This is a genomic window from Burkholderia sp. Bmkn7, assembly GCF_041103175.1.
Taxonomy (GTDB): Bacteria; Pseudomonadota; Gammaproteobacteria; order Burkholderiales; family Burkholderiaceae; genus Burkholderia; species Burkholderia cepacia.
Genome location: NZ_JBGCUH010000003.1, coordinates 1,208,382 through 1,235,288 on the forward strand (window position 1 = coordinate 1,208,382; position 26,907 = coordinate 1,235,288).

The 26,907-nt window shown below is 66.0% G+C and carries 29 protein-coding genes, 4 tRNA genes and 2 pseudogenes; 18 read left to right on the top strand and 17 right to left on the bottom strand.

What is annotated here, in order from left to right; translation table 11 throughout:
- Window positions 1–101 precede the first annotated feature (101 nt).
- The 5 genes from AB3K92_RS27070 to AB3K92_RS27090 all read left to right on the top strand — a co-directional run bounded on the left by AB3K92_RS27070 (window position 102) and on the right by AB3K92_RS27090 (window position 3,279).
- Window positions 102–614 (top strand): GNAT family N-acetyltransferase, encoded by a 513-nt coding sequence (locus tag AB3K92_RS27070; protein WP_027788116.1) that lies wholly within the window; start codon window positions 102–104, stop codon window positions 612–614.
- A 181-nt stretch (window positions 615–795) separates the two neighbouring features.
- Entirely contained in the window at window positions 796–1,575 is a 780-nt protein-coding gene (gene minC / locus AB3K92_RS27075; RefSeq protein WP_048024177.1) for a septum site-determining protein MinC, read from the top strand.
- 59 nt (window positions 1,576–1,634) lie between these two features.
- Window positions 1,635–2,450, top strand: a complete 816-nt coding sequence (gene minD, locus AB3K92_RS27080) for a septum site-determining protein MinD (protein WP_042978309.1) — start codon at window positions 1,635–1,637, stop codon at window positions 2,448–2,450.
- Between the two features lie 12 nt (window positions 2,451–2,462).
- Window positions 2,463–2,717, top strand: a complete 255-nt coding sequence (gene minE / locus AB3K92_RS27085; RefSeq protein WP_006486661.1) for a cell division topological specificity factor MinE — start codon at window positions 2,463–2,465, stop codon at window positions 2,715–2,717.
- A gap of 160 nt (window positions 2,718–2,877) precedes the next feature.
- Complete coding sequence (locus tag AB3K92_RS27090; protein WP_059485255.1) at window positions 2,878–3,279, top strand: YXWGXW repeat-containing protein; 402 nt, start codon at window positions 2,878–2,880, stop codon at window positions 3,277–3,279.
- Window positions 3,280–3,395: 116 nt separating this feature from the next.
- Here the strand turns inward: AB3K92_RS27090 and AB3K92_RS27095 are convergent, their stop codons facing one another.
- Complete coding sequence (locus AB3K92_RS27095; protein WP_060157422.1) at window positions 3,396–4,955, bottom strand: chloride channel protein; 1,560 nt, start codon at window positions 4,953–4,955, stop codon at window positions 3,396–3,398.
- A 170-nt stretch (window positions 4,956–5,125) separates the two neighbouring features.
- Here AB3K92_RS27095 and waaC point away from each other — a divergent pair, with 170 nt between their 5' ends.
- Window positions 5,126–6,124 carry a lipopolysaccharide heptosyltransferase I gene (gene waaC, locus AB3K92_RS27100; RefSeq protein WP_369466194.1) on the top strand — a complete coding sequence of 333 codons (999 nt, stop codon included), beginning with the start codon at window positions 5,126–5,128 and terminating at the stop codon, window positions 6,122–6,124.
- A gap of 19 nt (window positions 6,125–6,143) precedes the next feature.
- Here the strand turns inward: waaC and AB3K92_RS27105 are convergent, their stop codons facing one another.
- From AB3K92_RS27105 to rph, 9 genes are all read right to left on the bottom strand, one after another.
- The gene (locus AB3K92_RS27105; protein ID WP_021164136.1) at window positions 6,144–6,323 is read right to left on the bottom strand and encodes a hypothetical protein; all 180 of its coding nucleotides are present in this window, start codon (window positions 6,321–6,323) and stop codon (window positions 6,144–6,146) included.
- Window positions 6,324–6,425: 102 nt separating this feature from the next.
- Complete coding sequence (locus tag AB3K92_RS27110; protein WP_175863702.1) at window positions 6,426–7,736, bottom strand: MFS transporter; 1,311 nt, start codon at window positions 7,734–7,736, stop codon at window positions 6,426–6,428.
- Window positions 7,737–8,030: 294 nt separating this feature from the next.
- Window positions 8,031–8,522 (bottom strand): energy transducer TonB, encoded by a 492-nt coding sequence (locus AB3K92_RS27115; protein ID WP_021164133.1) that lies wholly within the window; start codon window positions 8,520–8,522, stop codon window positions 8,031–8,033.
- Between the two features lie 334 nt (window positions 8,523–8,856).
- Complete coding sequence (locus tag AB3K92_RS27120; RefSeq protein WP_027788108.1) at window positions 8,857–9,150, bottom strand: hypothetical protein; 294 nt, start codon at window positions 9,148–9,150, stop codon at window positions 8,857–8,859.
- Between the two features lie 233 nt (window positions 9,151–9,383).
- A complete protein-coding gene (locus AB3K92_RS27125) occupies window positions 9,384–9,779 on the bottom strand; it encodes a hypothetical protein (protein WP_021164130.1) in 396 nt (131 codons plus the stop codon).
- Between the two features lie 142 nt (window positions 9,780–9,921).
- Window positions 9,922–10,009, bottom strand: a tRNA-Ser gene (locus AB3K92_RS27130).
- 44 nt (window positions 10,010–10,053) lie between these two features.
- Window positions 10,054–11,268 (bottom strand): radical SAM family heme chaperone HemW, encoded by a 1,215-nt coding sequence (hemW, locus tag AB3K92_RS27135; protein WP_059485251.1) that lies wholly within the window; start codon window positions 11,266–11,268, stop codon window positions 10,054–10,056.
- A gap of 34 nt (window positions 11,269–11,302) precedes the next feature.
- The gene (gene rdgB, locus AB3K92_RS27140) at window positions 11,303–11,929 is read right to left on the bottom strand and encodes an RdgB/HAM1 family non-canonical purine NTP pyrophosphatase (RefSeq protein ID WP_021164128.1); all 627 of its coding nucleotides are present in this window, start codon (window positions 11,927–11,929) and stop codon (window positions 11,303–11,305) included.
- A gap of 1 nt (window position 11,930) precedes the next feature.
- Window positions 11,931–12,662, bottom strand: coding sequence for a ribonuclease PH (gene rph / locus AB3K92_RS27145; protein ID WP_021164127.1), 732 nt, complete (start codon window positions 12,660–12,662; stop codon window positions 11,931–11,933).
- 173 nt (window positions 12,663–12,835) lie between these two features.
- Here rph and AB3K92_RS27150 point away from each other — a divergent pair, with 173 nt between their 5' ends.
- The 4 genes from AB3K92_RS27150 to AB3K92_RS27165 all read left to right on the top strand — a co-directional run bounded on the left by AB3K92_RS27150 (window position 12,836) and on the right by AB3K92_RS27165 (window position 17,142).
- Window positions 12,836–13,759, top strand: coding sequence for a YicC/YloC family endoribonuclease (locus AB3K92_RS27150; RefSeq protein WP_124922140.1), 924 nt, complete (start codon window positions 12,836–12,838; stop codon window positions 13,757–13,759).
- A 7-nt stretch (window positions 13,760–13,766) separates the two neighbouring features.
- The gene (gene gmk / locus AB3K92_RS27155) at window positions 13,767–14,450 is read left to right on the top strand and encodes a guanylate kinase (RefSeq protein ID WP_021164125.1); all 684 of its coding nucleotides are present in this window, start codon (window positions 13,767–13,769) and stop codon (window positions 14,448–14,450) included.
- A 58-nt stretch (window positions 14,451–14,508) separates the two neighbouring features.
- Window positions 14,509–14,712 (top strand): DNA-directed RNA polymerase subunit omega, encoded by a 204-nt coding sequence (gene rpoZ / locus AB3K92_RS27160; protein WP_006025620.1) that lies wholly within the window; start codon window positions 14,509–14,511, stop codon window positions 14,710–14,712.
- Between the two features lie 63 nt (window positions 14,713–14,775).
- Window positions 14,776–17,142 (top strand): bifunctional (p)ppGpp synthetase/guanosine-3',5'-bis(diphosphate) 3'-pyrophosphohydrolase, encoded by a 2,367-nt coding sequence (locus AB3K92_RS27165; protein WP_021164124.1) that lies wholly within the window; start codon window positions 14,776–14,778, stop codon window positions 17,140–17,142.
- Between the two features lie 190 nt (window positions 17,143–17,332).
- Here AB3K92_RS27165 and AB3K92_RS27170 read toward each other — a convergent pair.
- From AB3K92_RS27170 to AB3K92_RS27180, 3 genes are all read right to left on the bottom strand, one after another.
- Window positions 17,333–17,409 (bottom strand) — tRNA-Arg (locus tag AB3K92_RS27170).
- Window positions 17,410–17,469: 60 nt separating this feature from the next.
- Window positions 17,470–17,546 (bottom strand) — tRNA-Arg (locus AB3K92_RS27175).
- A gap of 67 nt (window positions 17,547–17,613) precedes the next feature.
- A tRNA-Arg gene (locus tag AB3K92_RS27180) sits at window positions 17,614–17,690 on the bottom strand.
- Between the two features lie 129 nt (window positions 17,691–17,819).
- On the opposite strand from AB3K92_RS27180, the gene greB reads away from it, so the two are divergent.
- Entirely contained in the window at window positions 17,820–18,383 is a 564-nt protein-coding gene (greB, locus tag AB3K92_RS27185; RefSeq protein WP_369466195.1) for a transcription elongation factor GreB, read from the top strand.
- Between the two features lie 83 nt (window positions 18,384–18,466).
- Here greB and AB3K92_RS27190 read toward each other — a convergent pair whose 3' ends face one another.
- On the bottom strand, window positions 18,467–19,612 hold the full coding sequence (locus AB3K92_RS27190; RefSeq protein ID WP_021163930.1) for a porin: 1,146 nt from the start codon (window positions 19,610–19,612) through the stop codon (window positions 18,467–18,469).
- A 499-nt stretch (window positions 19,613–20,111) separates the two neighbouring features.
- Window positions 20,112–20,378, bottom strand: a complete 267-nt coding sequence (locus AB3K92_RS27195; protein WP_048024307.1) for a hypothetical protein — start codon at window positions 20,376–20,378, stop codon at window positions 20,112–20,114.
- On the opposite strand from AB3K92_RS27195, the gene AB3K92_RS27200 reads away from it, so the two are divergent.
- From AB3K92_RS27200 to AB3K92_RS27210, 3 genes are all read left to right on the top strand, one after another.
- Window positions 20,377–20,796 carry a hypothetical protein gene (locus AB3K92_RS27200; RefSeq protein ID WP_369466196.1) on the top strand — a complete coding sequence of 140 codons (420 nt, stop codon included), beginning with the start codon at window positions 20,377–20,379 and terminating at the stop codon, window positions 20,794–20,796. The two genes, AB3K92_RS27195 and AB3K92_RS27200, sit on opposite strands and share 2 nt — an antisense overlap.
- Window positions 20,778–20,981, top strand: coding sequence for a cold-shock protein (locus AB3K92_RS27205; protein ID WP_011351289.1), 204 nt, complete (start codon window positions 20,778–20,780; stop codon window positions 20,979–20,981). Before AB3K92_RS27200 ends, AB3K92_RS27205 begins: the two co-directional genes overlap by 19 nt.
- Window positions 20,982–21,122: 141 nt before the next feature.
- The gene (locus AB3K92_RS27210) at window positions 21,123–22,262 is read left to right on the top strand and encodes an exonuclease domain-containing protein (RefSeq protein ID WP_060275885.1); all 1,140 of its coding nucleotides are present in this window, start codon (window positions 21,123–21,125) and stop codon (window positions 22,260–22,262) included.
- Window positions 22,263–22,280: 18 nt separating this feature from the next.
- Here the strand turns inward: AB3K92_RS27210 and AB3K92_RS27215 are convergent, their stop codons facing one another.
- On the bottom strand, window positions 22,281–22,874 hold the full coding sequence (locus tag AB3K92_RS27215; RefSeq protein ID WP_059619167.1) for a chorismate mutase: 594 nt from the start codon (window positions 22,872–22,874) through the stop codon (window positions 22,281–22,283).
- A gap of 223 nt (window positions 22,875–23,097) precedes the next feature.
- On the bottom strand, window positions 23,098–23,244 hold the full coding sequence (locus AB3K92_RS27220; protein WP_006756195.1) for a hypothetical protein: 147 nt from the start codon (window positions 23,242–23,244) through the stop codon (window positions 23,098–23,100).
- 198 nt (window positions 23,245–23,442) lie between these two features.
- Here AB3K92_RS27220 and AB3K92_RS27225 point away from each other — a divergent pair, with 198 nt between their 5' ends.
- The 4 genes and pseudogenes from AB3K92_RS27225 to AB3K92_RS27240 form a co-directional block, all read left to right on the top strand.
- Entirely contained in the window at window positions 23,443–23,832 is a 390-nt protein-coding gene (locus AB3K92_RS27225) for a DUF2946 domain-containing protein (protein ID WP_369466197.1), read from the top strand.
- A gap of 126 nt (window positions 23,833–23,958) precedes the next feature.
- Window positions 23,959–26,322 (top strand): TonB-dependent receptor, encoded by a 2,364-nt coding sequence (locus tag AB3K92_RS27230; protein ID WP_369466198.1) that lies wholly within the window; start codon window positions 23,959–23,961, stop codon window positions 26,320–26,322.
- Window positions 26,310–26,633 (top strand): annotated as a pseudogene (locus tag AB3K92_RS27235) (exo-alpha-sialidase); the annotation flags it as partial. The gene AB3K92_RS27230 and the pseudogene AB3K92_RS27235, both read left to right, overlap by 13 nt.
- Window positions 26,628–26,903 (top strand): annotated as a pseudogene (locus tag AB3K92_RS27240) (TlpA family protein disulfide reductase); the annotation flags it as partial. The pseudogenes AB3K92_RS27235 and AB3K92_RS27240, both read left to right, overlap by 6 nt.
- Window positions 26,904–26,907: the final 4 nt, after the last annotated feature.

The following is a 26,907-nucleotide window of genomic DNA, read 5'->3' on the forward strand; positions in this document are numbered from 1 at the left end:
CTGCCGCCTTTCGATTCGCGCCGCCATTTGAAAATTACGATTTGACTCATGCCCCGCTTTCGGTTGAAGCTAATAGCTTGCTGTCCGAAGGGTGTGCCTGCATGAGTTCGACCTTGACCGTTCGTCGTATCGTTGCCGACCAGGGCGGCGTGTATCGCGAACTCCGCGCTGCATCGCTGCGCGAGCCCTACGCGCCCGGCGAAGCGCCGGAGGCCGAATTGCTGAACGTCGAAACGGACGCAGCGTCGGCGATCGCCGCGCAGCGCGCCGTGTCCGACGAGTCGACGACTTTCCTGCTGTATACCGAAGGCCATCCGGCCGGCATGATCGGCGCGTATTTCGACAATACGCCCGATCGGCGTGCGTTCGTCAGCGAGCTGTGGGTCGCGCACGCGGTGCGCCATCTGCGCGGCGGCGTGCTGCTGCTGGAGACGGCCACCGCCTGGCTCGCCGAGCGCGGCGCCCAGGACGTCTACGCGTGGATTGCCGATGCGAACCGCAACGCGATCCGCTTCTACGAGCGCGCGGGTTTCGGCAACACCGGCGAACACGCGCCGATCGCGCGGATGCCCGGCGCGATGAAATCGCTGTACGTGTCGCAGGTGAAACACTGACGCGACGTCAGAACGCGGGCCGCGCGGCGCGATGAAGGTCCGGTCGCCCGCTTGCCAGCCCCCTTGCCAGCCCGCTCTCCGGTTGCGCACCCGCCCGGTGCGCCGCAACCCGGTTCCCCAAAAATAATGGCCGCGCGCGTGGACGCCTGTAAAATACGCAAAAAATTTTTGCAGAGTGTCCATGTCGCTTAAAAAATCGCCATTCTTCGAGCTGCGCAGCGGATCGGTCGATACGTTGCTGTTCACCGTGAAGACGACCGATCTCGATGCGTTGCGTACCGAACTGGTCAAGCGCTTCGAAGCGACTCCCGAGTTTTTCGCCGACGATGTCGTCGCGATCGACGTCCGCCGCCTGGCGGACGGCGAACGCGTCGCGCTGGCGGACATCCGCCAGATGCTGAACGACGTGCGGATGCGCCCGGTGGGTGTCGTCGCGCTGGCCACGCAGGGCTGGGCGGGGGAAGCCGGCCTGCCGTTGCTCGAGGCGCGCGATCGCCGCGTGCCGGCCGCGAAACCGGCCGAGGGCGCGGAAGCGTCGCCGGTCGCCGAGGCCGTCGTCGCTGCGGCAGCCGCGGTGGCGCCCGAGCAGGCGTCCGAGCCGGTGCCGGTGTCGAACCAGCCGGGGGGCCAGACGCTCGTGATCGACCGGCCGTTGCGTTCGGGGCAGCAGATTTACGCGAAAGGAGACCTCGTGGTGCTCGCGCCGGTCAGTCACGGCGCGGAGATCATCGCGGAAGGCAATATCCACATCTACGCGCCGTTGCGCGGCCGCGCACTCGCGGGCGTGCACGGCAATCACGACGCGCGCATTTTCTGCACGTGTCTCGAGCCGGAACTGATTTCGATCGCGGGTATCTATCGGACAACCGAGAACCCGTTGCCCGCCGATGTACTGGGGAAAGCGGTGCAGATCCGGCTCGAAGAGGAAAAACTGATGATCGAACCGCTGCGCCTGACGTAATACACGCGGTGCGCTCCGGATCGATCGGCTCTCATTGACGAACACAGGGTATTGGGTAAATGGCAAAAATCATCGTGGTGACCTCGGGCAAGGGCGGCGTGGGCAAGACGACGACGAGCGCGAGCTTTGCGTCCGGTCTCGCGCTGCGCGGCCACAAGACGGCCGTGATCGACTTCGACGTCGGCCTGCGCAACCTCGATCTCATCATGGGCTGCGAGCGCCGCGTGGTGTACGACCTCGTGAACGTGATCCAGGGCGAAGCGAACCTGAACCAGGCGCTGATCAAGGACAAGAAGTGCGAGAACCTGTTCATCCTGCCGGCGTCGCAGACGCGCGACAAGGATGCGCTCACGCGCGAAGGCGTCGAGAAGGTGCTGAACGACCTCGCCGCGATGGACTTCGAATACATCGTCTGCGATTCGCCGGCCGGCATCGAGGCGGGCGCGCTGCACGCGATGTACTTCGCGGATGAAGCGCTGATCGTCACGAACCCGGAAGTGTCGTCGGTACGCGACTCCGACCGCATTCTCGGCATCCTGTCGTCGAAGACGAAGCGTGCGACCGAAGGCAAGGATCCGATCAAGGAACACCTGCTGATCACGCGCTACAGCCCGAAGCGCGTCAGCGAAGGCGAGATGCTGTCGCTCGAGGACATCAGCGAGATCCTGCGCATCAAGCTGATCGGCGTGGTGCCCGAGTCGGAAGCCGTCCTGCATGCGTCGAACCAGGGCCTGCCGGCCGTGCATATCGACGGCACCGACGTGGCGGAAGCGTACAAGGACGTCGTCGCGCGCTTCCTCGGTGAAGACAAGCCGCTGCGCTTCACCGATTACCAGAAGCCGGGCCTGCTGCAGCGCCTCTTCGGCAGCAAGTAACGGAGGCCGCCAATGTCCATCCTTTCGTTTCTCCTCGGTGAGAAGAAGAAGTCCGCGTCTGTCGCGAAGGAGCGCCTGCAGCTCATCATCGCGCACGAGCGTGTCGGCGGCCGCCCGCCGGCCGATTACCTGCCGGCGCTGCAGAAGGAGCTGGTCGCGGTCATCTCGAAGTACGTCCATATTTCGAACGATGACATCCGCGTGAGCCTCGAGCGCCAGGACGATCTCGAAGTCCTCGAAGTGAAGATCGAGATCCCGCAGGCCTGAGTGCTACCTGTGTCCCTCCGCACGGCGGCAGTCGCCGCCGTGCGCGTCTTACGCCCTGTTGCACTTTCGGGCACGCCGTAACACGGCGCCTGTCGGCCGTTATCGCTCCTCCCGCATTGAACGAATACGCTCGCGTAACTTGTTCAACCTGGAGGTTGTGATGGCTGTCTCTACTGTTCAACGTCGTATCGTTTCGCTCGCCCTGCTTGCCGCGAGCCTGTCAGCCGTCGTCGCGCCGCTTGCCGCGCATGCGGACGAGATTCTCGTCGGCACACCCGTGATCGCGCCGCAGGGCCGCGTGGTCGTCGCCGAGCCGGTCGCCGTGCGCACCGAGGAAGTCGTCATCGTCGCGCCGAATGCGCCGCCGCCGGTGCGCTACGAGGTCGTGCCGTCCGCGCGCGTGGGCTATGTGTGGGATCGCGGGCACTGGCACTGGGAGCATGGCCGCTACGTGTGGATCGGCGGCCACTGGGAGGCCGAGCGCGTCGGCATGCAATGGGTGCCGGGCCATTGGGACCAGCGCGGTCCGAACTGGTTCTGGACCCGTGGCCACTGGGCGTGATGGAGGCGGGCGATGAAAAGAACCGCAATCGCCATCGCGCTCGTCGCGATCACGCTGGCCGGGTGCATCGTCGTGCCGGCGCGGCCCGTGTACTACCGGCCGGCACCCGTCGTGATCTACTGAGCGTCGCGCGGGCCGGGCTGCGCCGCGTCGTTGGTCCCGGCCGCGGCCGGCTCGTCGTCGTGCGGCGCGGGCGCACCGGTGGCGCCTTCGGTCGGTGCTGTGGCGGGCGGCACTTCACCGCCTTCGTCGCGCAGCGTGTCGAGCGGGTCGGCGGGCGCGGCGGCCGCATCCTGCGGCTCGGTGACGCCGGTTGCAACCGTCGTGCTCGCCGCGGCTGCCGCAGCCGGTTCCGCGGCCGCGACGGGCGGCGCGAGATAGCGCAGCGCGAGCGTTTCGTAGAGCGGCGGCGCGAAGAAGCGCGATACGCGGCTCGACACCAACGCGGTGGCCATCAGCGAAATCACGAGTGCGTGACCGTTGATCATCTCCATCACGATCACGAACGACGTGATCGGCGACTGCGTGACGGCCGCCATGTAGCCCACCATCGCGAGCGCGATCAGCATCGGCAGGCTCATGTTGCTGAACACGACGTGCAGCAGATTGCCGAACCCTGCGCCGATCGACAGCGACGGGGCGAAGATCCCGCCGGGGATGCCCGGCAGGTACGACGCGACCATCGACACCATTTTCAGGAACGGGTAGAACACCGACAGATGCTGGCTGCCGTCGAGCAGGCCGCGTGCTTCGGCATAGCCGCTGCCGAAGGTCGTGCCGCCCGATACGAGGCCGACGACGGCGATCGCGAAGCCGCACAGCGCGGCGAACGCGATCGGCCGCTCGCGATACAGGCCCAGCAGCCGCGCGGGCAGCCAGCGCCCCGTGTTGAGCAGCAGCCAGCAGAACAGCCCGCCCGCGATCCCGGTCACGATCGCGGTGACCAGCACGGCGAGCGCCAGCAGTTTCGGGAAATGGGGGCCGGCATCGATCGTACCGAAATACGTGTAGTTGCCGTTCAGGCCGAGCGCGACGACGCCGGCGAGTATGATCGCGGTGATCAGCACGCCGCTGGCGCGCGCGGAGAAGCTGCGCGTCAGCTCTTCGATCGCGAATACGATCCCGGCGAGCGGCGTATTGAACGCGGCCGACAGCCCGGCCGCCGCGCCGGCGAGCACCAGCTGGCGTTCGATCTGCGCGTTCGAGCGCGGGTAGAAGCGCCGCAGGTTGAACATCAGCGCCGCGCCGACCTGCACGGTCGGCCCTTCGCGGCCGATCGTGAAGCCGCCGAGGATGCCGAGGAACGACACCAGCACCTTGCCGAACAGGATGCGCAGCGTCAGCAGCCGGGAGCCGAACGCGCTCGGGCGCGCATGCAGCGTCGCGATCACCTGCGGGATGCCGCTGCCCTCGGCGCCGCGGAAGAAGCGGCGCGTGATCCATACCGACACCGCGGCGATTGCCGGCGTCAGCAGCAGAGGCAGCCACGCGGCGTGATCGCGCATCGTGCGGAAGCTTTCGTAGCCCCAGTCGATCAGTCGCGCGTAGAGTACGGCCGCGAGGCCGACGACAATCGCGCCGAGCCAGAAAACGCCGTACTGGCGCCAGATTCTCAACGAGCGACGGGTGAGGGCGGGAAACAGGGCGGGAAGGGCGGCAAGCGCGGGGCGTGGCATCGGCGGGGCCATCGGGCAAAGGAGACATTATAAAAAGGAACCGGGGCCGCACAGTGGGCGACAGGGTTTCGCAAGCTTGTAGCATTTCGTTGCAAATGTAATTCAAGAGTAATGTTCGCGGCGGGTATCCGTCGTTAGCATCCCCAAATGGCTGGCTATTCCCCGCAAACGTGAAACGCATCCTCATCGTGAAAGTGACGTCGCTCGGCGACGTCGTCCAGACGCTGCCTGTCGTGGCGGATCTGCATCGCGCCTTTCCCGGCGTAACGGTCGACTGGGCGGTGGACGAATCGTGCGCGGAGGTCGTGCGCTGGCATCCGGGCGTCAGCCGTGTCCTTTGCGCGCCGCTGCGCCGTTTCAAGAAGATGCGCAATCGCGGCGACCTGAAGGCGATCTCGGCGTCGATCGGCGCGCTGCGGGCGCACCGCTACGATGCGGTGATCGACCTGCACGGCGTCTACAAGAGCGCGATCATTTCGGTGCTGGCGCGCGCCGCGCGCCGCATCGGCTACCAGACGCAGGATCTCGGCGAAACGGGCGCCCGCTTCGCGTATTCGCATCGCTTCGGCCCGCGGCCGGACTGCGATGCGTGGCACGGGATGCGCGTGAGCGCGGGCGAGGCGCTCGGTTACGCGCCCGAGGGTGTCGCGACGTACGGTATCGTCCCGCCGCAGGACGTGAACCTGCCGACGTCCGTGACCGACGGCGCACCGTTCATGCTGTTGTTCCATGCGACGTCCAACCCCGACAAGAAATGGCCGGCCGATCACTGGGCCGCGCTCGCCAAGCAGATGATGGCGCGCGGCGTGCGCGTGCTGCTGCCGTGGGGATCGGCTGCCGAGCACGACGACGCGCAGGACATCGCCGCGCGCGCGCCGGGGGCGGTCGTGCTGCCCGCGATGACGGTGCGCGAACTCGGCGCGGCGCTTGGCCGGGCTGCGCTCGTGGTGGGGGTCGATACGGGGTTCGTGCACATGGCGCACGCGCTGCAGCGGCCGACCGTGATGATCTTCGTTGCGACGTCACGGCACCATTGCGGGATCGGCGGCGCGCCGACTGCCCTGTCCATCGGCGAGCCGGGCACGGTGCCGTCGGTCGGGGAGGCGCTGGACGCGATCGGTGCGGTCTGCCCGGCCTACGGCGCGCTGCGCGCGCGACTGACCGCGTGACGAAGCGGGGCGGGCCGGTTCAGGCGAGCAGCGCCTCGACCGTGACGACGGCGGCGATCGCCGCCAGGTTCGCCAGCAGCGCCTCGAACACGAGGCCGCGCCACGTCTTCGGCCGGAAGCGCAGCGCGAGCAGGAGCGCGCCACCGAGCGCAAGCGCGAGGATCAGGACGAGATCGGCATTGCCGAGGCGGATGTTCATGGCGGCGGCTCCATCGGGGCGGGATCCCGGGCGCGCGGCGGCGCACCCAGGATCGAGTATAGGCAGCGCCGGCCATCGCACAACCCGGGTCGCCCCGGAGACTCAGACGAGCGACGCGTCGCGCGTTTCGCGCATCAGCAGCACGCCGATCAGGCTGATGGCCGCCGCAACCGATACATACCCGCCGACCCACGACAGCCCGCCGCGCGCCGCCAGCAGTTGCGCGATGTACGGCGCGATCGACGCGCCGAGGATCCCGCCGAGGTTGTACGCGACCCCCGCGCCCGTATAGCGGACGTTGGTCGGGAACAGTTCCGGCAGCAGCGCGCCCATCGGCGCGAACGTCACGCCCATCAGGAACAGCTCGATCGTCAGGAACAGCGCGACGAGCGGCATCGAGCCGCTGCCGAGCAGCGGTTCCATCGCGAAACCCGACAGCAGCGCGGCGATCGCGCCCACGACCAGCACCGGTTTGCGGCCGAAGTGATCGGATGCCCACGCGGACAGCGGCGTCGCGAGTCCCATGAACACGACCGCGAAACACAGCAGGCCGAGGAAGCTCTGGCGCGGAATATGCAGCGCCGACACGCCGTACGACAGCGAAAACACCGTCGAGATATAGAACAGCGTGTAGCAGACGACCATCGCGAGCGCGCCGAGCAGCGTCGGCTGCCAGTGTTGCGTGACGAGGGTCGCGACCGGCACGCGTACGCGCTCGTTGCGATCGAGCGCGGCCTGGAACGCGGGCGTTTCGGTGATCTTGAGTCGCACGTACAGGCCGAGCGCGACGAGCACCGCGCTGACCAGGAACGGGATGCGCCAGCCCCAGCTGCGGAACTGCTCGTCCGACAGCGACAACGCGAGCGCGAAGAACAGGCCGTTCGACATCAGGAAGCCGACCGAGGGCCCGAGCTGCGGGAACATGCCGAACCAGCCGCGCTTGCCCTGCGGCGCATGCTCGGTCGCGAGCAGCGCGGCGCCGCCCCATTCGCCGCCGAGGCCGATCCCCTGGCCGAAGCGCAGCACGCACAGCAGCACCGGCGCGAGCGTGCCGATCGCGTCGTAGCCGGGCACGAAGCCGATTGCGGTGGTGGATACGCCCATCACGAGCAGCGACGCGACGAGCGTCGATTTGCGCCCGATGCGGTCGCCGAAGTGCCCGAACAGGAACGAGCCGATCGGGCGCGCGATGAACGCGATGCCGAACGTGACGAACGCGGACAGCGCCTGTGCGGTCGCGGAGCCGTGTGGAAAGAATACGGGGCCGATGACGAGCGCGGCAGCCGTTGCGTACACATAGAAATCGTAGAACTCGATCGCGGTGCCGATGAAGCTCGCGAACACGATGCGCCGGTGGCTGACGGCGCCGGCCGAACCGGTTGCGTGTGCAACGGTCGGGGGGGATGCGGACATGGATGTCTCCGTTTTGTCGTTAGGGCGGTCGGCTGGGCGTGCGGTTGGACAGGCGGACGCCTGCCGGGGGCAGCCGAGCGGATGATGCGGTAGCGGCGTGGACGCGCGCCGTGGCGCGGACGTCACCCGCCGGTCGACGATGGAGACGGGTACGTCGCCGCCGCCCGGTGCCGGCGTGATCGGCTCGTATGCCGGGTGGGGCGCACGAACGCGCGCGCGGCGTGATGGCCGCGCGATTGCGGAAAATTATAGCCAGCGCCGCCGCGCACCGGCAATCGCGGTGCGGCGGGCCGGTCAGTCGATCGATTGCGCCTGCGCCGACGCGGTGCTTTGCAACTGGAAGTGGCCGTCGTCGTTGAAGAGCCAGCCTTCCATCATTTCGAGCCGGCCGTTGCCGTCGAGCAGCCGCGACGGCGGCGGCGGCAGCGGTGCCGAGCGGCGCAGCGACGCGAGCGCGAGCGCTTCCGCTTCGTTGTCGCCGTTGCTGCGATAGACGGACGCGTTGACGAGCCGGCCGCTGCCATCGACGGTGAAGGCCACGACGACGAGCGAACGGAGCATGGCCTGCGGCGTGCCGTGCAGCATGCCGGACGGATTGCGTTCGGCGACACGCTGCGCGACTTCGACGCGGTATTGGTCGAGGCTGCCAGTGCGTGTGACCGACGGAATCGTCAGGATCGAGTGCAGCGACGGAGGTGGCGTAATCGTGCACGCCGCGAGCATGGCGACGACGGCCAGTGCAACTGCACGCAGCCGGTCGACGCGCGAACGGGAAAGGGGGCGCATGGGAGGCTAGCCAGAAGTGACTATAAAAAAATGATAGGCGCACGGACGCGAGCCGGCATCGGGAGAAACGCATAACGGGCGATGCCGGGTGTCGCGATCGCTGATGGCGACGCAGCGTGCGCCCGCGTATCGCGATGTGACGTGACATGTGACGGCACGCTCGCGCGGCTGCCGCACGTCCGCATCCCGGCGCGCTTGTTGCACGGTTGAAAGCAAGGCGAGGAGCGCGACCGGCACACAGGCGCTTGGCGACGGTTCGGCAGCGCGCATCGGTTGCCGCGGGCTGCACCGCGGGAGACGCCCGCGCAATCGTCAGCGACGCGTGCCGCCCGGTTCAGAAACCGTGCGTGACGAGTGACAGGACCGACAGGTCGGGGTGCGTGCCGTCGATGATGCTCTTGCCGACATGCACGGCTTCGTGGACGGCTTCATCGAGGCTTGCGAAGCTTTCTTCGCCGTCCGCATGGAACGGTACCGCGTGGCCGGGTAACGCGGGATTCGCGCCGGGATGGCATACGTAGCCAGTGTAGGTGTAGCGCGTGTCGCTGCCGGGCACGGCGGCCGGCACGACATGGACCTCGAAGCCTTCGTAATCGACGTGTTCCGTCGGTATCGACAGTTCGGTCATGGCGATCTCCGTGTACCGCACGCAGGGGTGGCGCGCGCGGCATCGAGTACGCGGCGGCGGTCGTGTCGCCGTGTTGATCGAATTCTAGGTGATCGAGCGGCTGGCCGGGAGGCTTCCGGCGCGCTGCGGCGCGATGACGGGCTGCTGCCCGTGCCGGTGGCTCGGATGCCGCGCGAGAACCCGGCGCGAACGCACGTGCCGTTTCGACGAACGGGTTCGTGCGCGGCGCTGCATCATTGTTTGCAGCGGGCGTCCTTGCGCTGCACGACGATGATCACCGGGTATTTCTGGCCGTGGTCGAGCTCCACGCGTGCCACGACGGTGAGCGTCGCCGGATCGGAATCGTCGTACACGCTTACCTGTTCGTTGCGCAGGTAGGTCACGCCGGTGCAGTTCGATGTGCGTCCGTCGTCTCCCACCTTGCACTGGAGGTCGTTGTCTTTCAGGTAGTTGTACGGCGACGGGCTCGCGAGGTATTCGCTCAGGCCGCGCGGCGAGCCGCCGACGCCGGACACGTATGCGATCGCGCACGACGCTTGCGCGGCGCTGCCGGACGCGGTGTCGGCTGCCGCGTGCGTGCTGACGGCCGCGAGCAAGGCGACGAGCGACGAGACGATGAGGGGCTTCATGACGTGGGGTTCCCGTTTCGCGAATCGGAGCGCCGGATTGTAACGGCATCCGGCGGGACACGTCGGAACGTGGGGGAAAGCCGTGCGGGAACCAACAAAAAACCCCGTCATTCGCTGAATGGACGGGGTTTGGCAAACTTCCTGGCGGAAGCGGTGAGATTCGAACTCACGGACAGTTTCCCGTCGCCGGTTTTCAAGACCGGTGCCTTAAACCGCTCGGCCACGCTTCCACACGAGGCGGCATTGTAACCGAAATGCCGCGATCTTCATGCCCTCAATCGTCGCGCAGGAACAATTCCTGCAGGTCGTTGAGGAAACGCTGGCCGAGCGGCGTCGGCGCGATCTGCGCGAAATCGCGTGCGATCAGCCCGCGCCGTTCCGCTTCCTGCAGTGCCGGCTCGATCGTGCTCATCGGCAGGCCGGTGCGCTCGGCGAAGCTGTGCACGGGGAAGCCCTCGACGAGCCGCAGCGTGTTCAGCATGAACTCGAACGGCAGGTCGCGCGCGCCGACTTCACGCTCCTCCTGCACGGCCGTGCCGGCCATCGCCTGCTCGATGAAGGTCGCCGGATGCTTGTAGCGTGCCTGCCGCAGGATCCGGTTCGGGAACGACAGCTTCGTGTGCGCGCCCGCACCGATCCCGAGATAGTCGCCGAAACGCCAGTAGTTCAGGTTGTGCTTGCACTGATGATTCGGCTTCGCATACGCGGACACTTCGTAGCGCCCGTAACCGGCCTCGGCCGTACGTGCGTGAATCCATTCCTGCATGTCGGCCGACGCGTCGTCGTCGGGGACGACCGGCGGGAACTTCGCGAACAGCGTATTCGGCTCGAGCGTCAGGTGATACAGCGACAGATGCGGCGGCGCGTACGACAGTGCGGTTTCGATGTCGGTACGGCATTCATCGAGCGTCTGGTTCGGCAGGGCGAACATCAGGTCGAGGTTGAAGTTGTCGAAGTTCTTCGCGGCGATCTCGACGGCTGTGCGCGCCTGCGCGGTGTCGTGAATCCGGCCGAGCGCCTTCAGGTGCGTTTCGTTGAAGCTCTGGATGCCGACCGACAGGCGGTTCACGCCGCTCGCGCGGAACTGCGCGAACTTCGCGGCCTCGAACGTGCCCGGATTCGCCTCGAGCGTGATCTCGGCATCGGCGTCGAGCGGCAGCAGCGCGCGCACGTCGGACAGCAGCCGGTCGAGGCCGGCGGCCGACAGCAGGCTCGGCGTGCCGCCGCCGATGAACACCGTATGCACCTGCCGGCCCCACACGAGCGGCAGCGCCTGCTCGAGATCGGCGCGCAGCGCGTCGAGATATTCGGTTTCCGGAAACCGTTCGCCTTTCCATTCGTGCGAGTTGAAATCGCAGTACGGGCACTTGCGCACGCACCACGGGAAATGCACGTACAGCGCGAGCGGCGGCAGCGACGTGAGCCGCACCTGGCCGGGCGACGTGAAGGTCGCGACGACGCGTGCGCCGGTTTCCGCGGCCTGGCTCATGCAACCTCCCGCAGCGAAGGGGTATCGGGCATGCTCATGCCTCCTCCGCGAGCCGCGCCAGCAGCGCCTTCAGCGCCAGCGCGCGGTGGCTGTGCGTGTTCTTCACGGCCGGTTCGAGTTCGGCGGCCGTCGCGCCGAGCGAAGGCAGATAGAAATACGGGTCATAGCCGAATCCGTGCTCGCCGCGCGGGGTATCGACGATTTCGCCCGCCCAGCGCCCTTCGGCGAACAGCGGCTCGGGGTCGTCCGCATGGCGCACGAGCGCGAGCACGCAGCAATAGTATGCGCGCCGGTCGTCGACGCCGCGCAGCTGCTCGACGAGATACGCGTTGTTCGCCGCATCGCCCTTGTCGCGGCCCGCGCGCTGCGCATAGCGCGCCGAATAGACGCCCGGCGCGCCGCGCAGCACGCGCACGCACAGGCCCGAATCGTCGGCGATCGCCGGCAGCCCGGTGAGCCGCGACGCGTGACGCGCCTTCGTCAGCGCGTTCTCGATGAAGGTGCCGAACGGCTCGTCCGCCTCGGGCACCGCGAGGTCGCCCTGCGGGACGATCTCGATGCCGACCGTCGAGAACAGCGCGGTGAATTCGCGCAGCTTGCCGGCGTTGTTCGACGCGAGGACGATGCGCGACAGCGGCGCGATGGTGTGGTCGTCCGGCATATCAGGCGCCCAGCACGTCTTTCTGAAGCTGCACGAGTTCGGCGATCCCGCCTTGCGCGAGGTCGAGCAGCGCGTTCATCTCGGCGCGCGAGAACGGCACGCCTTCCGCCGTGCCCTGGACTTCGACGAAGCCGCCGGCGCCGGTCATCACGACGTTCATGTCGGTGTCGCAGCGCGAATCTTCCGCGTAATCGAGGTCGAGCACGGGCGCGCCTTCGTACACGCCGACCGAGATCGCGGCGACGTGGTCGGTGATCGGCGAGCGTGCGAGCTTGCCGGCCGCGATCAGCGTCGACACGGCGTCGTGTGCGGCGACGAACGCGCCGGTGATGCTCGCCGTGCGCGTGCCGCCGTCGGCCTGGATCACGTCGCAGTCGATGTGGATCGTGCGCGGGCCGAGCGCCTCGAGGTCGAACACGGCGCGCAGCGCGCGGCCGATCAGGCGCTGAATTTCCTGCGTGCGGCCGGTCTGCTTGCCGCGTGCGGCTTCGCGGTCGCTGCGCGTGTGCGTCGCGCGCGGCAGCATGCCGTATTCGGCGGTCAGCCAGCCTTGCCCGCGGTCGCGCAGGAAATCGGGCACGCGTTCGGAGACGCTCGCGGTGCAGAGCACCTTGGTGTCGCCGAATTCGACCAGCACCGAGCCTTCGGCGTGTTTCGTGTAGTGGCGCGTGAGGGCGACCTTGCGCAGTTCGTCGGCGCGGCGGCCGCTCGGGCGGGAAACGGAGGACGTCATGTGGGAATCGCGGAACGAGAGGAAACCCCGATTTTAGCGCCGAACGGCGGGCTTGCCCGGCGGGGTGGTTCCCAAAAATGGGATAATGCGCGCTTCCCGCCCCGCGCTTTCCGATGCGCCGGGCGCCTCGACATATCCCCGCCCGCGAGGGCACCCAGACGGCGAGACGAACCATGATCTACAGCATGACGGGCTACGCGAGCGCGACGCGCGAACTCGCGACGGCCACCGGTAACGGCGGCACCAGCGTGTCGGTCGAACTGCGCACCGTGAACTCGCGCTTCCTCGACCTGAATTTCCGGATGCCGGACGACGTGCGCGCGTGCGAACCCGCGCTGCGCGAAATGCTGATGAACAAGCTGTCGCGCGGCAAGGTCGACATCCGCATCAACCTGCAGCGCGGCGAGCAGAGCATCGGCGCCGGCGCGCTGAACCAGTCGGCGCTCGGCCAGCTCGCCGAGCTCGAGCGCTCGGTGCTGGATACGTTCCCGGGCGTCGGCCGCCTGCGCGCGGGCGAGATCCTGCGCTGGCCCGGCGTGATCGCCGAAAGCGGCGTGTCGGCGGAAGCGATCCGCGACGCGGTGCTCGCGTGCGGCAAGGAAGCGATCGGCGAGCTCGTCGTCGTGCGTTCGCGCGAAGGCGCGCAACTGGCGACGATGCTGCTGTCGAACGTCACCGAGATGGAAGCGATTGTCGCGCGCATCACGCCGCTCGTGCCGGAGCTGATCGCGAAGCATCAGCAGAAGATCGTCGAGCGGCTGCAGGAAGCGCTCGGCCTCGCGGCGCCCGAGGGCGGCTCGACGGTCGTCACGCGCGAGGAAGCCGCGGAGCGCATTCGTCAGGAAGTGACGATGTACGGGATCCGGATCGACATCGCGGAAGAGCTGTCGCGTCTCACCGCGCACCTGAATGAAACGCGTCACGTGATCGAGAAGGGCGGCCGCGTCGGCAAGCGTCTCGACTTCATGATGCAGGAACTGAATCGCGAAGCGAACACGCTCGGCTCGAAGGCGGCGGCGAAGGAACTGGCCGACGCGTCGATGGCGCTGAAGCTGCTGATCGAGCAGATGCGCGAGCAAGTGCAAAACCTGGAGTAACAGCAACATGACCGAATCCACCCGCGACGTCCACGCGTCGCATTCGCTGCACGGCGGCGTCTATCCCGGCAACCTGTTCATGGTCGTCGCGCCGTCGGGCGCCGGCAAGTCGACGCTCGTAAATGCGCTGCTGTCGAAGGACAACGACATCTGCCTGTCGATCTCGTACACGACGCGCAAGCCGCGCCCGGGCGAGCAGGACGGCCGGCACTATCACTTCACGACGGTCGAGGATTTCCGCGCGCGTCACGCGGCGCATGAATTCCTCGAGAGCGCGGAAGTGCACGGCAACTACTACGGCACGTCGCGCGTCTGGATCGAAGAGCAGATGAAGAACGGCCACGACGTGCTGCTCGAGATCGACTGGCAGGGCGCGCTGCAGGTGAAGAAGCAGTTCCGCAACGCGGTCGGCATCTTCATCCTGCCGCCGTCGCTCGACGCACTCGAGGAACGCCTGAAGAAGCGCGGCCAGGACGAACCGAACGTGATCACGCGCCGCCTGCTCGCCGCCGGCAGCGAGATCGCGCACGCGTCGGAAGCGGAGTACGTGGTGATCAACGAGAATTTCGAGCGTGCGCTCGCGGAGCTCGAATGCATCGTCGCGGCCACGCGCCTGCGCTTTGCTTCGCAGTACGCGCGACACACGGAGCTGTTCATCGAGCTCGGCATCCATCTGCCCCACGCGGAATGACGCGGGGGACGAGGGACATAAGGTAGAATAAGGACTATATTCAGAAGGAATTACCAACATGGCTCGCATTACCGTCGAAGACTGCCTGAAGCAAATCCCGAATCGCTTCGAACTGGCGCTCGCCGCCACCTATCGCGCGCGGCAGCTCGCGCAAGGCCATACGCCGAAGATCGAAAGCCGCGACAAGCCGACCGTCGTCGCGCTGCGCGAAATCGCTGCCGGCCAGGTCGGCGTCGAGATGCTGAAGAAGGTGCCGGTGTAACGCGCATCCGGCCCGTTCCAGCCATGTAATCCACGCGCGCAACGACTCGACCTGGAGGCGAATATGAGCACCACCCCATCGTCCGCCTCCGCGGATTCGACCACCGAAGCCACGGCCCAGTCGCCTGCGCGCCAGTACATCGACGCGGTCCTCGAACAGTCCTTCCGGCATCTGTTCGGGCCGACCGCCACACCTGAGCAGCCGCGCAAGCACGGCGTCGTTTCGATCGCGAAACTGACGGCCGTGCTGGCCGAGTATCTCGCTCCGGAAGAAATCAAAGAGGTCAAGGCGGCGTTCCACTTCAGCGACGAAGCCCACCTCGGTCAATATCGCCAGAGCGGCGAACCCTACATCACCCATCCCGTCGCCGTCGCGGAAATCTGTGCCGGCTGGAAGCTCGACGCGCAGGCCGTCATGGCAGCGCTCCTGCACGACGTGATGGAAGACCAGGGCGTGACCAAGAGCGAGCTGGCCGAACGGTTCGGCCCGAAGGTCGCCGAACTGGTCGACGGCCTGTCGAAGCTCGACAAGATGGAGTTCCGCAGTCGCGAGGAAGCGCAGGCGGAAAACTTCCGCAAGATGCTGCTCGCGATGGCACGCGACGTGCGCGTCATCCTCGTCAAGCTCGCCGACCGCCTGCACAACATGCGTACGCTCGGCGCGGTGCCGATGGAAAAGCGCCGCCGCGTCGCGCGCGAGACGCTCGATATCTACGCGCCGATCGCGCACCGCCTCGGGTTGAACAACACGTATCGCGAGCTGCAGGACATGAGCTTCGCGAACTTCAACCCGCATCGCTACGCGACACTCGAGAAGGCCGTCAAGGCGGCGCGCGGCAACCGCCGCGAAGTGATCAGCAAGATTCTCGAGGCCGCGCAGCGCGCGATGGCCGACGCGAAGATCGACGCCGAGATCACCGGCCGCGAAAAGACCATCTACAGCGTGTACCGCAAGATGCGCGACAAGCAGCTGTCGTTCTCGCAGGTGCTCGACGTGTACGGTTTTCGCGTCGTCGTCGACAGCCCGCTCGACTGCTACACGTGCATCGGCGCGCTGCACGCGCTGTACAAGCCCGTGCCCGGCAAGTTCAAGGACTACATCGCGATCCCGAAGATCAACGGCTATCAGTCGCTGCACACGACGCTCGTCGGTCCGTTCGGCGCGCCGATCGAGTTCCAGGTGCGCACGCGCAAGATGCATGAGATTGCCGAGGCGGGGGTCGCCGCGCACTGGCTGTACAAGAACGGCAGCGCCGATCTCAGTGACGTGCAGAAGCGCGCCCACCAGTGGCTGAAGTCGTTGCTCGACATCCAGAGCGAAGCCGGCGATTCGAGCGAATTCCTCGAGCACGTGAAGATCGACCTGTTCCCCGACGCGGTCTACGTGTTCACGCCGAAGTCGAAGATCATGGCGCTGCCGCGCGGCGCGACGGCGCTCGATTTCGCGTATTCGATCCACAGCGATCTCGGCAACCAGTGCGTGGCCGTGAAGATCAACAACGAGCTGTTGCCACTGCGCACCGAGCTGAAGAGCGGCGACATCGTCGAGGTGATCACCGCGCCGTATTCGAAGCCGAACCCCGCATGGCTCGGCTTCGTGCGTACCGGCAAGGCGCGCTCGGCGATCCGTCACTACCTGAAGACGATGCGCCTGAACGAGTCGGTGCAGCTTGGCGAGCGGCTGGTCGACCAGAGCCTGAAGGGCTATGGTCTCGCGCTGGCCGATGTCGAGCCGGAGGTGTGGGAGAAGCTCGTGCAGTGGACGGGCAACAAGAGCCGTCAGGAAATCTTCGCGGACATCGGCCTCGGCCGTCGCGTTGCCGCAGTGATGGCCAAGCGCATCGAGGTGTTGATGAGCGGCCGCGATGCGGACGACGATCTGCCGAAGTCCGAGCGGCATCCCGCGCACCATGCGCCGCCGGTCGTGATTACCGGCACCGAGGGGATGTCCGTGCAGTTGTCCGCGTGCTGCCGGCCGATTCCGGGCGACGCGATCATGGGCTACATCGGCATCGGCCTGGGGATGGCGATTCATACGACCGATTGCCGCGTGGCGCAGCGGATTCATCGCCGCGATCCGGGCCGCTGGATCGACGTCGAATGGGCGCCGCAGCCGGGCCGCCTGTTCGATGTCGCGGTGAAGGCGCTCGTGAAGAACACGAAGGGCATCTTTGCGCGCGTGGCGGCGGACATTACGTCGGCCGACGCGAATATCGTGCATATCGCGATGGACGAGGATCTGACGCACGAATCGACGGTACTGCGCTTCGTGATCCAGGTCAGCGACCGCGTGCATCTTGCGAACGTGATGCGGCGCGTGCGGACCAATCCGGACGTGATGCGGATCATGCGCGAGCGTTCGACCGACGACGGCGCGCACGCGCGCCATGACGGCGGCATGCGGATCGAGCGCGAGCGGCAGGATTATTGACGCTTGCCGGAGCACGAGCGGGCGATTGATCGACGGCGGCCAATATGGCCGCCGTTTTCATTTGTGCGGCACGAAGGGCGAACGTGCGGCGTGGCCTGGACAAGGGCGCCTGTAAGCGGGCCGTGTCGTAAGCAAGGGAAGGGGAGGCGGAAAAGAAAAAGGGCTTTCCCGGAGGAAAGCCCTTTTAAGGTGGCGCGGCTGGCAGGATTCGAACCCACGACCCCTTGGTTCGTAGCCAAGTACTCTATCCAACTGAGCTACAGCCGCACGCAAAACGGTACTGCTTGACTGTCGGAACCTTCTGCGATGGGAAGGCTCCCAAAAAAGTGGCGCGGCTGGCAGGATTCGAACCCACGACCCCTTGGTTCGTAGCCAAGTACTCTATCCAACTGAGCTACAGCCGCACGCAAAACAAAACTTCTACTGCTTCGAACTGAAAGGGCCTTCGGTTCGGAAGGCCCTCGAAAAAAGTGGCGCGGCTGGCAGGATTCGAACCCACGACCCCTTGGTTCGTAGCCAAGTACTCTATCCAACTGAGCTACAGCCGCACGCAGAAGCGAAATTATAGCAGGGTTGTATAAAAAGGGAAGCCTTATTCGCGAATTGTTCTGCGCAGCCTTGCCGGGGCCCCCATCGTGTACCCTTGGAGCATCAGTCATCCACGTTGAACCTGCATCATGAACAAGGCGTTTGTCAAAGAGTCGGACGGCGACGACGACGATCTCGACCAGACCCAGCCGGCGATTCCGGCGGGCGCGAAGAACTACATCACGCCGGCCGGCCACAAGCGGCTGAGGGACGAACTGCTGAACCTGATCGACGTCGAGCGTCCCGAGGTCGTGCGGCTCGTGTCCTGGGCCGCATCGAACGGCGACCGGTCGGAAAACGGCGACTACATCTACGGCAAGCGGCGGCTTCGCGAGATCGATCGCCGCATCCGCTTCCTGACGAAGCGGCTCGATCTTGCCGAAGTCGTCGATGCGAGCCGGCAGGAGAATGTCGACCAGGTGTTTTTCGGTGCAACGGTCGATTACGAGACGCCGGACGGCGAGGATCATACGATCACGATCGTGGGGATCGACGAGGTCGATCTGGATCGCGGCTGCGTCAGCTGGATTTCACCGGTCGCGCGTGCGCTGATCAAGGCGAAGATCGGCGATACCGTCATGCTGATGACACCGGCCGGCCCGCAGCCGATCGACGTGCTCGACGTTCGCTACCCGCCGCGGGACAACGCCTGAGCGATACCCGGCGCAGTCCGGCAAAGAAAAAGCGCCCCGACGGGGCGCTTCGTCATCCGGCGTGCAGCGGATGTGCCGGTCGCTCAGAAGCGATGGCGCATGCCGGCCGTAACCGCGATCTGCTTGTTGGTCGATGACGCGGCGCCCAGCCCGTTGATGTTGGCGCCGAGGTCGAGGCCGTCGTTGTTGACCTTCTGGAACTCGCCCTGCAGGTAGACGTCGGTGCGCTTGGACAGCGCATAGTCGGCTTGCAGGTTGAACTGGTGCCAGGTCGGCTTGTCGCCGGCCAGGCGGCCCTGCGTGTACGTGTAGGAGCCGGCAAGCGACAGCGCCGGCGTCAGCGCGTAGCGGCCGTTGAGTTCGTAGTTGCTGAAGCGCGCGGTTCCGCCGAGGCCCGTGATGCCACCGGACACGCCGGACTGCCCCGCGCTGATTGCACGGATGCCGGTGAGGCGCGTCTGCGTGAACACGAAGCCGACCGTGGCCGGGCCGAACCCGTAGTTCAGGCCGGCGCCCCAGGTGCGCTGCACGCGCGAGGCGAAGGTCCAGTCGCCGGTCACCGCGCCCGGATCGGTCGCTGCCTGCGCGAGCGCGTTCACGTCGCTGTTCAACTGCAAGTAGGCCGCGGCGAAGTTGAAGCCCAGGTAGCTGTACGACACGCCGCCGCTATAGGCGCGGTTGTTCGCGAAAGACGTCGAGTTCGAGAACCCGTACAACGCACCGAACTTGAGGCCGCCGTAGTTCGCGCTCTGATATTTGACCGAGTTGTTGATCCGGAACGAGTTGTTCAGGTTGTCGTTGTCGAACGGGTGGGCGAACTGCGTGCCGCCGTACTGGGTGCCGGTCAGCGACAGCGGCCCGAGGTAGTCGACGACGCTGTCGTACTGCCGGCCCAGCGTCAGCGAACCGTAGCTGTCGTGTGCGAGGCCGACAAACGCTTGCCGGCCGAATTCGCGGCCGTTCTGCTTCAGCGCGCCGTTATTGATGCCGAAACCATTTTCCAGCGTGAAGATCGCTTTCATGCCGCCGCCGAGATCTTCGGTGCCGCGCAGGCCCCAGCGGCTGCCGTTGACCGAACCGCTCGTTTCCTGCCAGGCGCTGTGGCCGTGCTGATTGTTCGTGTAGGTGATGCCGGCGTCGATCAGGCCATAGAGCGTCACGCTGCTCTGGGCATGGGCTGCCGTAACGAATACACCCGACAACGCGGTGACGATCAGGGTTTTTTTCATGGATCTGTCTCCAAACAGGATGATGTCGATCGAACCTGCTGCGGACTGGCATGTTCTGCTTGACGCTGCGGCCGATCCGGCAGAGCGGCGGTGCGGTTTTCAAAAAGCCATCTGCAGTGTAAGGAGTGCGCGCAGCGGGGGAGGGATGCGCTTTAAGCAATAATGTATTTTGGAATCCGCAAAGATCGTCGGGGTAGTGCAAACGGTTGTCCAGCAAGGGTTTGCGGCGATGCAACGAAAGAAAATGGCGCTCAGGACTGCGTAACGGATGTTGCGCGATCGCGACAGGTAATCAGCGGCAGGTGACGGCGGTCATAGCGCGATTATTGACACATCGGCAATAGAGGTTTGTGTGGAGCATGGATAATGAAAGGTTGTTCTCTCGCTATACTGCGATCTCTGCTTTCCGAAGCAGACTTTTTCGTTGACGGAAAAGATCTCCAAACCTTTGTCGGCGCGACTTCCCAGTCGCGCTTTTTTTTTGCCCCGCCGCTGCGCACTACTGCGTGTACGAGCGCCGCTTGCGCTTGGCCGCAGGCGCGGCCTCCTCGGCTTCGTTCGGGGGCGGCGTGTATGTCCAGTCTTCCATCACGTAGTGACGGGCATCGAGAGGCGATGCAAGCAGGTTCTGCCAGTGATCGCCGTGCCAGGTCGTATCGAACTCGGTGTCGCACGGCGCTTCGCGCGCGGACTCTGCCAGAGCGCGGGACTTGCGGCGTACGCGTCCGAGTCGGCTCGCGAAGCGCTTGATTCCGTCCAGCCACATGACCTTCTCCTTCCTTCCGGCATTGGATGAGCATCGCAATGTCCCCGCATTTCCGCAACCCGGAAAAAACCCGAGGATTTTACCGAGGCGATTTGTCCCCGGTAGAAATTTCAGGGTCGAGATTATTGGAACTCCCACCCCGGTAATGTTGACAGGTTTTCGACTCGAATCAATTAATAAAGGGCGATGGTGTACCGATTCCAATGGCATTAGCACTTTTTTGATAAAACGATCATCAAAAATTTTCTTGACGCACCCGGATTGTCCAATTTATAAAGTGAGCACTCCGTCCTCGGGCGGCGTGCTGGTGCTGGTGCAGTTGCTGGCGCGATGTTTCGGGATTTCGGGAAACGGCTATAAAAATAGCTTTTTTGATCTAATCGAGTGGGGAACGAAGACATGGATACCGGTATCGTGAAATGGTTTAACGATGCTAAAGGTTTCGGCTTTATTACGTCGGACAATGGTGGTGAAGATTTGTTTGCGCACTTTTCCGAAATCAAGATGGACGGCTTCAAGACGCTGAAGGAAAACCAGCGTGTTTCGTTCGACGTGAAAGTCGGGCCGAAAGGCAAGCAGGCAGCGAATATCCAGGCGGTCTGACGCGCCACGCATTGCCGATCACGTCCGGCCCCCGCATGGCGGGGGCTTTTCATTTTCCGGGGACGGAACAATACGGTTCGGGCTGGCCGCGAACAGGGATGCCGGTGCATACTCACGGAAGCATCGTTTCCCAGTCTTTTCATGTCCGATTTCCCCCGTCCGTCCGATCCGGCCAGCGAACAGCCGCTCGTTTTCGTCGACCTTGAAACCACGGGCGGCTCGCCCGCCGAACATCGCATCACCGAAATCGGCGTGGTCGAAATCGGCCCGCTCGGCGTGTCGACGTGGACGACGCTCGTCAATCCAGGGCAGTCGATTCCGCCGTTCATCCAGCAACTGACGGGTATTTCGGACGAGATGGTGCGCGACGCGCCGTCGTTCGCATCGCTGGCGCCGGCCTTGTTCGAGCGGCTCGACGGCAAGCTTTTCGTCGCGCACAACGCAAGCTTCGACCGAGGTTTCCTGCGGGCCGAATTCGAGCGCGCCGGGTTCGCGTTCAATCCCGACGTGCTGTGTACGGTGCGGCTGTCGCGTGCGCTGTTCCCGCGTGAAACGCGGCACGGGCTCGACGCGTTGATCGAGCGCCACGGCCTCGTGCCGGCAGCACGCCACCGGGCGCTGGCGGATGCCGATCTCCTGTGGCAGTTCTGGCGCCAGTTGCACGACATCGTGCCGCTCGAGCGGCTGCGCGATCAGATCGCGCGCACGACGCGCCACTTCCGTCTGGGCGGCGACCTGACCGAAGCCTGGCTCGATACCGCGCCGGCCGGGTGCGGCGCGTACGCACTGTTCGGGGAGGGCGACGCGCCACTGTACGTCGGCCGCAGCGTACGCGTGCGGCAGCGGCTGCGCGCGTTGTTGACGGGAGAGCGTCGGTCGTCGAAGGAAATGCGGCTTGCGCAGCAGGTGCGGCGCGTTGAATGGCGCGAGACGGGTAACGAACTGGGGGCGATGCTCGCGGAAGCGCAATGGATCGCCGGGCTGCGTCCGTCGTACAACCGGCGCCCTGCGGCCGAGACGGCCCGTGTCGGCAATGCCCCCTGGCCGTTCGAAGGCGCCGTGGCGTTCGAAGCGAGCGGCGAGCGCCGCCTGTTTCATGTGATCGATGGGTGGCGCTATCTCGGCGTCGCGGAATCGCTCGACGCGGCCGCGCAGCTCGCGGCCGACGGGGCGGCCGGCGCGTTCGAACCCTTCACCCACCGCCTGCTTCAGACGCATCTCGCGCGCGGCCTGCAACTGATTCCGCTCGCCGCACTCACGCCTGCGGGCCAGGCGGGTTGACCCGGCGCGACCGTCGTATCAGCCGATTGCGCTTGCGCCGCCGGCCGAGCAGACGTGCGACAGTGCGGTGTCGAGCGCCTGCGTCTGCGTGGAGTCGTAGCGCGTGAGCGTCTTCCAGTTCGCGATGCTGCGCGCGAGCCGCGCCTGACAATCAGGCGCATCGCGCAGCGGCGCGACCTGCGTGAGCCCCGTGAGCATTTTCTGCGTCAGCCGGTCGAGCGCCGGGCGCGTGCTGGTCGCGAGATCGGGAGGCGTGCCTTCCGGCGGACGCGTCGCGCGCCAGGTTGCGAACAGGGCATTCTGCACATCCTTGCTCGCGGCGATCTGATCGTCGAAGAACGTCCGCGCGAACGCGGGATCGACGCCGGCCTGTGCCGCGCGCTTCCCGACCGATTCGAGCAGCGCCGCTTCGCGCGGCCGGTCCTCGATTGCCTTGTGATTCGCCCATTTCCATCGAGCCACCGGCTCAGCGAGCGCGAGGCGCTGCGACGCGAGCGCGACGATGTTGGTGAGGGCAGTGTCGTCGCCGTCCGCAACGGCGATGCGCGGGGACGAAAAGAGGGCGACGCCGAGCGCGGCGACAGCGACGCTGGCACGAATGGCTTGCTTCATCGGAACGATCGGGAGAGCCGGGCGGGCCGGACGTGGAAAACCAGAAGGATAGACGAAGACAGTCGCGCGGCGTAGCGACGCGACAGAGGAATCAGCAGGCGAGCTGATCCGGCACCGTCAGGCTGTTGCGGCCCGGGTGCGAGGCGAGTTGCGCGCGATGCGCAATGATGAACCGCACGATAGCGATGATCGACACGTGGCGGTTACAGAACCGAACAGGCGTTCACTTCGGCGAGTACAGCTTGTGCTGCTCGTCGAAGAATGCCCGTACGTGGTCGGGCAATTCGGCGAGGAATTCCACGCCGACGGGTTCCGGATCCGGGCTCATCACTTGCTCGGGCGGTGGCATGCGAGTTGGTCTTTCGTCCATGGTCATTTCTCCAGCAGGTTCGATGATTATCATCCTCGCGCTTGGATTTATGCCAGTGGCGAATCGTTAGATTTTGTCTCTGTTGTATTAACGGCACATGCGCTCAGACGCGCGCTGCGATGCCGACTATCGAGTCGTGCGGAATCGGCAACAATCGGGCCGCTTGTTATACTTGCGCGCACTTTTTCCTGGACCGCGATGAAACGAACGACGCGATGGATCAGCCTCGTATGGCTGGCGCTGGTACTGAACGTACTGTCGCCCGTCGTCGGCTATGCGCGTCTCGCCTCGAGCGGCTCCGGCGAGCTCACCCTCGAGTTGTGCAGTGCAGCGGGCGCGCGCCAGATCGTGCTCGCGCATGCCGGCGGCGACCACGATGCGCCGTCGTTCGACCATGCCGGCGTGCCGCACTGCGTGTACTGCCCCGGCTTCGCGGCGAACGTGGCGCTCGGTACGAGCCTGCCCGCGCTGCCGGGTTTCGTGCGGACGTTCGCCTACCGCGCGGCAGCCCCCGTCATTCCCGATTGCCCCCGCAAGGGTATCCGTCTCGCGCAGCCTCGCGCGCCGCCTGAACACGCTCCGATCTGATTGATGTCGTCCGCGCGCCCCGGTGGTGCGCGTGCCGCTCGCGGCCGGGCCGCGTGCCGCGCCGTCCGTGCGCGGTGCGCGTGCTCGTGTCCGGCGGCGTCCGATCACGTTTTCAGGAATCCCTTCATGTCCTCCTCCTTCGCCGCGCGGCCGTCGCGCGGGCGGCTCGCGCTCGCATGCGCGGCCGCGTTCGCATGGCCTGTCGCCCATGCAGCTTCAACTGACGATACGCGTGTCGACACTGCCCGCCGTGGTGTCGAGCGTCCCGCCGAGACCGTCGCGCCGGCATCCGCCACCGCAACCGTTTCGCCGGTGCCGGCCGGCAGTACGCTGACCGCGGTCAGCGTGACCGCGCAGCGGCAACCGGTCGATCCGGATACGCCGGCCGTCGTCACATCGATCACGCGCGAGCAGATCGAATCGCATACCAACGTCACCACCGAGGACGCGCTCAAGTACGCGCCGAACCTGATGGTCCGCAAGCGCTATATCGGCGACCGCAACAGCGTGTTCGCCGGTCGCGACTTCAACGAACTGCAGAGCGCGCGCGGGCTCGTCTACGCCGACGGCGTGCTGCTGTCGAACCTGCTCGGCTCGAGCTACGCGTACCCGCCGCGCTGGTCGCTGATTCCGCCTGACGATATCGCGCGCGTCGACGTGCTCTATGGCCCGTTTTCCGCGCTGTACCCGGGCAACTCGATCGGCTCGACCGTGTTGCTCACGACGCGCCGGCCGGAAAAGCTCGAGGCGTCGCTGTCGACGCAGTTCTTTACGCAGCGCTACCACGACGGCTACGGATTCGCGGACAGCTTCGGCGGCAATCACCAGACCGCGCGGATCGCAAACCGCGTCGGGCGGTTCTGGTTCGCGCTGTCGCTCGACCGGCTCGAGAACAACGGTCAGCCGATGCAATATGCGAGCCCCAATTCGGCGTACAACCCGAAGCTCGGCGCCGCCGTGCCCGTGAGCGGCGCCGCGACCGACATCGGGCCCAACGGCAAGCCGCGGACGATCGTCGGCGCGCAGACGATCGAGCGGACCGAACAGCTCAACGAGACGATCCGGATGGGCTACGCGTTCACCGACCACGTCGACGCGACGCTCACGCTCGGGCATTGGGAGAACCATTACCGGCAGCATGGCGAAACCTTCCTGCGCGATGCGGCCGGCAATCCGGTCTACGGCGGCAACGTGTCGATCGGTGGCCGGAACATGACCGTTGCGCCGAATGCGTTCGCGCCGCAGCGCGGCGACCAGGAGAACTGGCTGTACGCGCTCGGGCTGAACGGCCGGCTCGATTCAGGCTGGCGCCTGTCGGGCGTCGTGTCCGCGTACGACGTGTCGCGCGACGTGCAGCGCTCGGCGTCGACCGTGCAGGGCGGGGCAGGCACGCTGTTCCAGGGAGACGGCACCGGCTGGCGCACGTTCGACCTGAAGGCCGAGGCGCCGGAAGTGAAGGGCCACACGTTCACGTTCGGCTATCACTACGACAACTACTTCCTGCGCAACGTCACGTACAACACGGCCGACTGGCTGGCCGGGCCGACCACGTCGCTCGCGAGCACCTATCGGGGCGACACGCGCACGCAGGCGCTGTTCGGGCAGGATGCGTGGCGCTTCGCACCGGGCTGGCTCGCGACGCTGGGGCTGCGCTACGAACGCTGGGATGCGTACGGCGGCGCGCTCGGTAACGCGAGCGGCACGCTCGGTTATGCGGATCGCAGCGCGAATGCGCTGTCGCCGAAAGTTGCGTTGCAATGGGATGCGACCGACGTCTGGCGCTTCCGGCTGTCGTTCGCGACGGGCACGCGTTACCCGACGGTCGGCGAACTGTTCCAGGGCACGATCTCGAACAACGCAATCGTCAACAACAACCCGAACCTGCGGCCGGAAAAGGCGATCGACTGGGACTTCACGGCCGAACGCGACGTGGGTGTCGGCGTCGTGCGTGCCAGCGTGTTTCAGAGCGATCTGCGCGATTCGATCTACAGCCAGACGACGGTGTCGGGTGCGACGACGGTGACCAACATCTCGAACGTCGATCGCGTGCGCGTGCGCGGTGTCGAACTTGCGTTCAGCGGCGAGAACGTCGGGCTGCGCGGCCTCGGTTTCGACGCGAACGTGTCGGCGAGCAACGCGCAGATCCTCGCCGATGCTGCGAATCCCGCGTACGTCGGCTCGCGCTTTCCGCGTATTCCGCGCATGCGTGCAAACCTGCTCGCGTCCTATCGCTTCGACGAACACTGGCTCGCGAGCGTCGGTGTGCGCTATTCGGGCCGCCAGTTCAACACGCTCGACAACAGCGACGTGAACCCGGACGTCTACGGCGGCACGAGCTCGTTCACGATCGTCGACCTGAAGGCGCGCTACCGCTTCGACCGTCACTGGACCGCGTCGGTCGGCATCGACAACCTGACGGACCGCCGCTACTACGTGTTCCATCCATATCCGGGCCGTACTTTCTATGGAGAACTGAAATGGTCGCTGTGAAGTCGCTCGCGGCAGGCGGCGCGTTGTGGTGCGCGTTGCTGTCGACTGCCGGTGCGCACGACACCCACGACGTGCCGAAGGCCGCCGATTCGCATGCCGCGCCCGCGCAGCACAAGCAGCCGCTCGCGACGGGGGCGGCATTCGACACGTATCACCGGCCGTGGGGCGCGTGGGTCGAAGGCGCGCATGTCGTCGTCGCGCATTCCGACGACGCAGGTCGCACGCTGTCCGCACCCGTCACCGTCGACGCGATGCCGGAGCCGATCTACACGAGCGCCGAGAATCGCCCGAAGATCGCTACGAGTCCGGACGTGCAGCTCGCGATGGTCGCAATGGATGCGTACGACGACAACGGCGCGGCGATCTCCCGCGCACTCGCGCAGATGAATCTGCCACCGCAGGTCGCGTAGTACGCGAACGCCGAGCCGATGCCCGAGCGGCTTCGCGCGGCGCTCGATGCGGGATGGAGAGGGGACGTGCCGCGCACCGTTTGGATCGTGCGCGATGGCGCACGCGAAGCGCGCAGCGGATTGCTGACGGCCGACGTGCTCGACGGCGGGTTGCAGCGCGTTACGCGCTGAACGG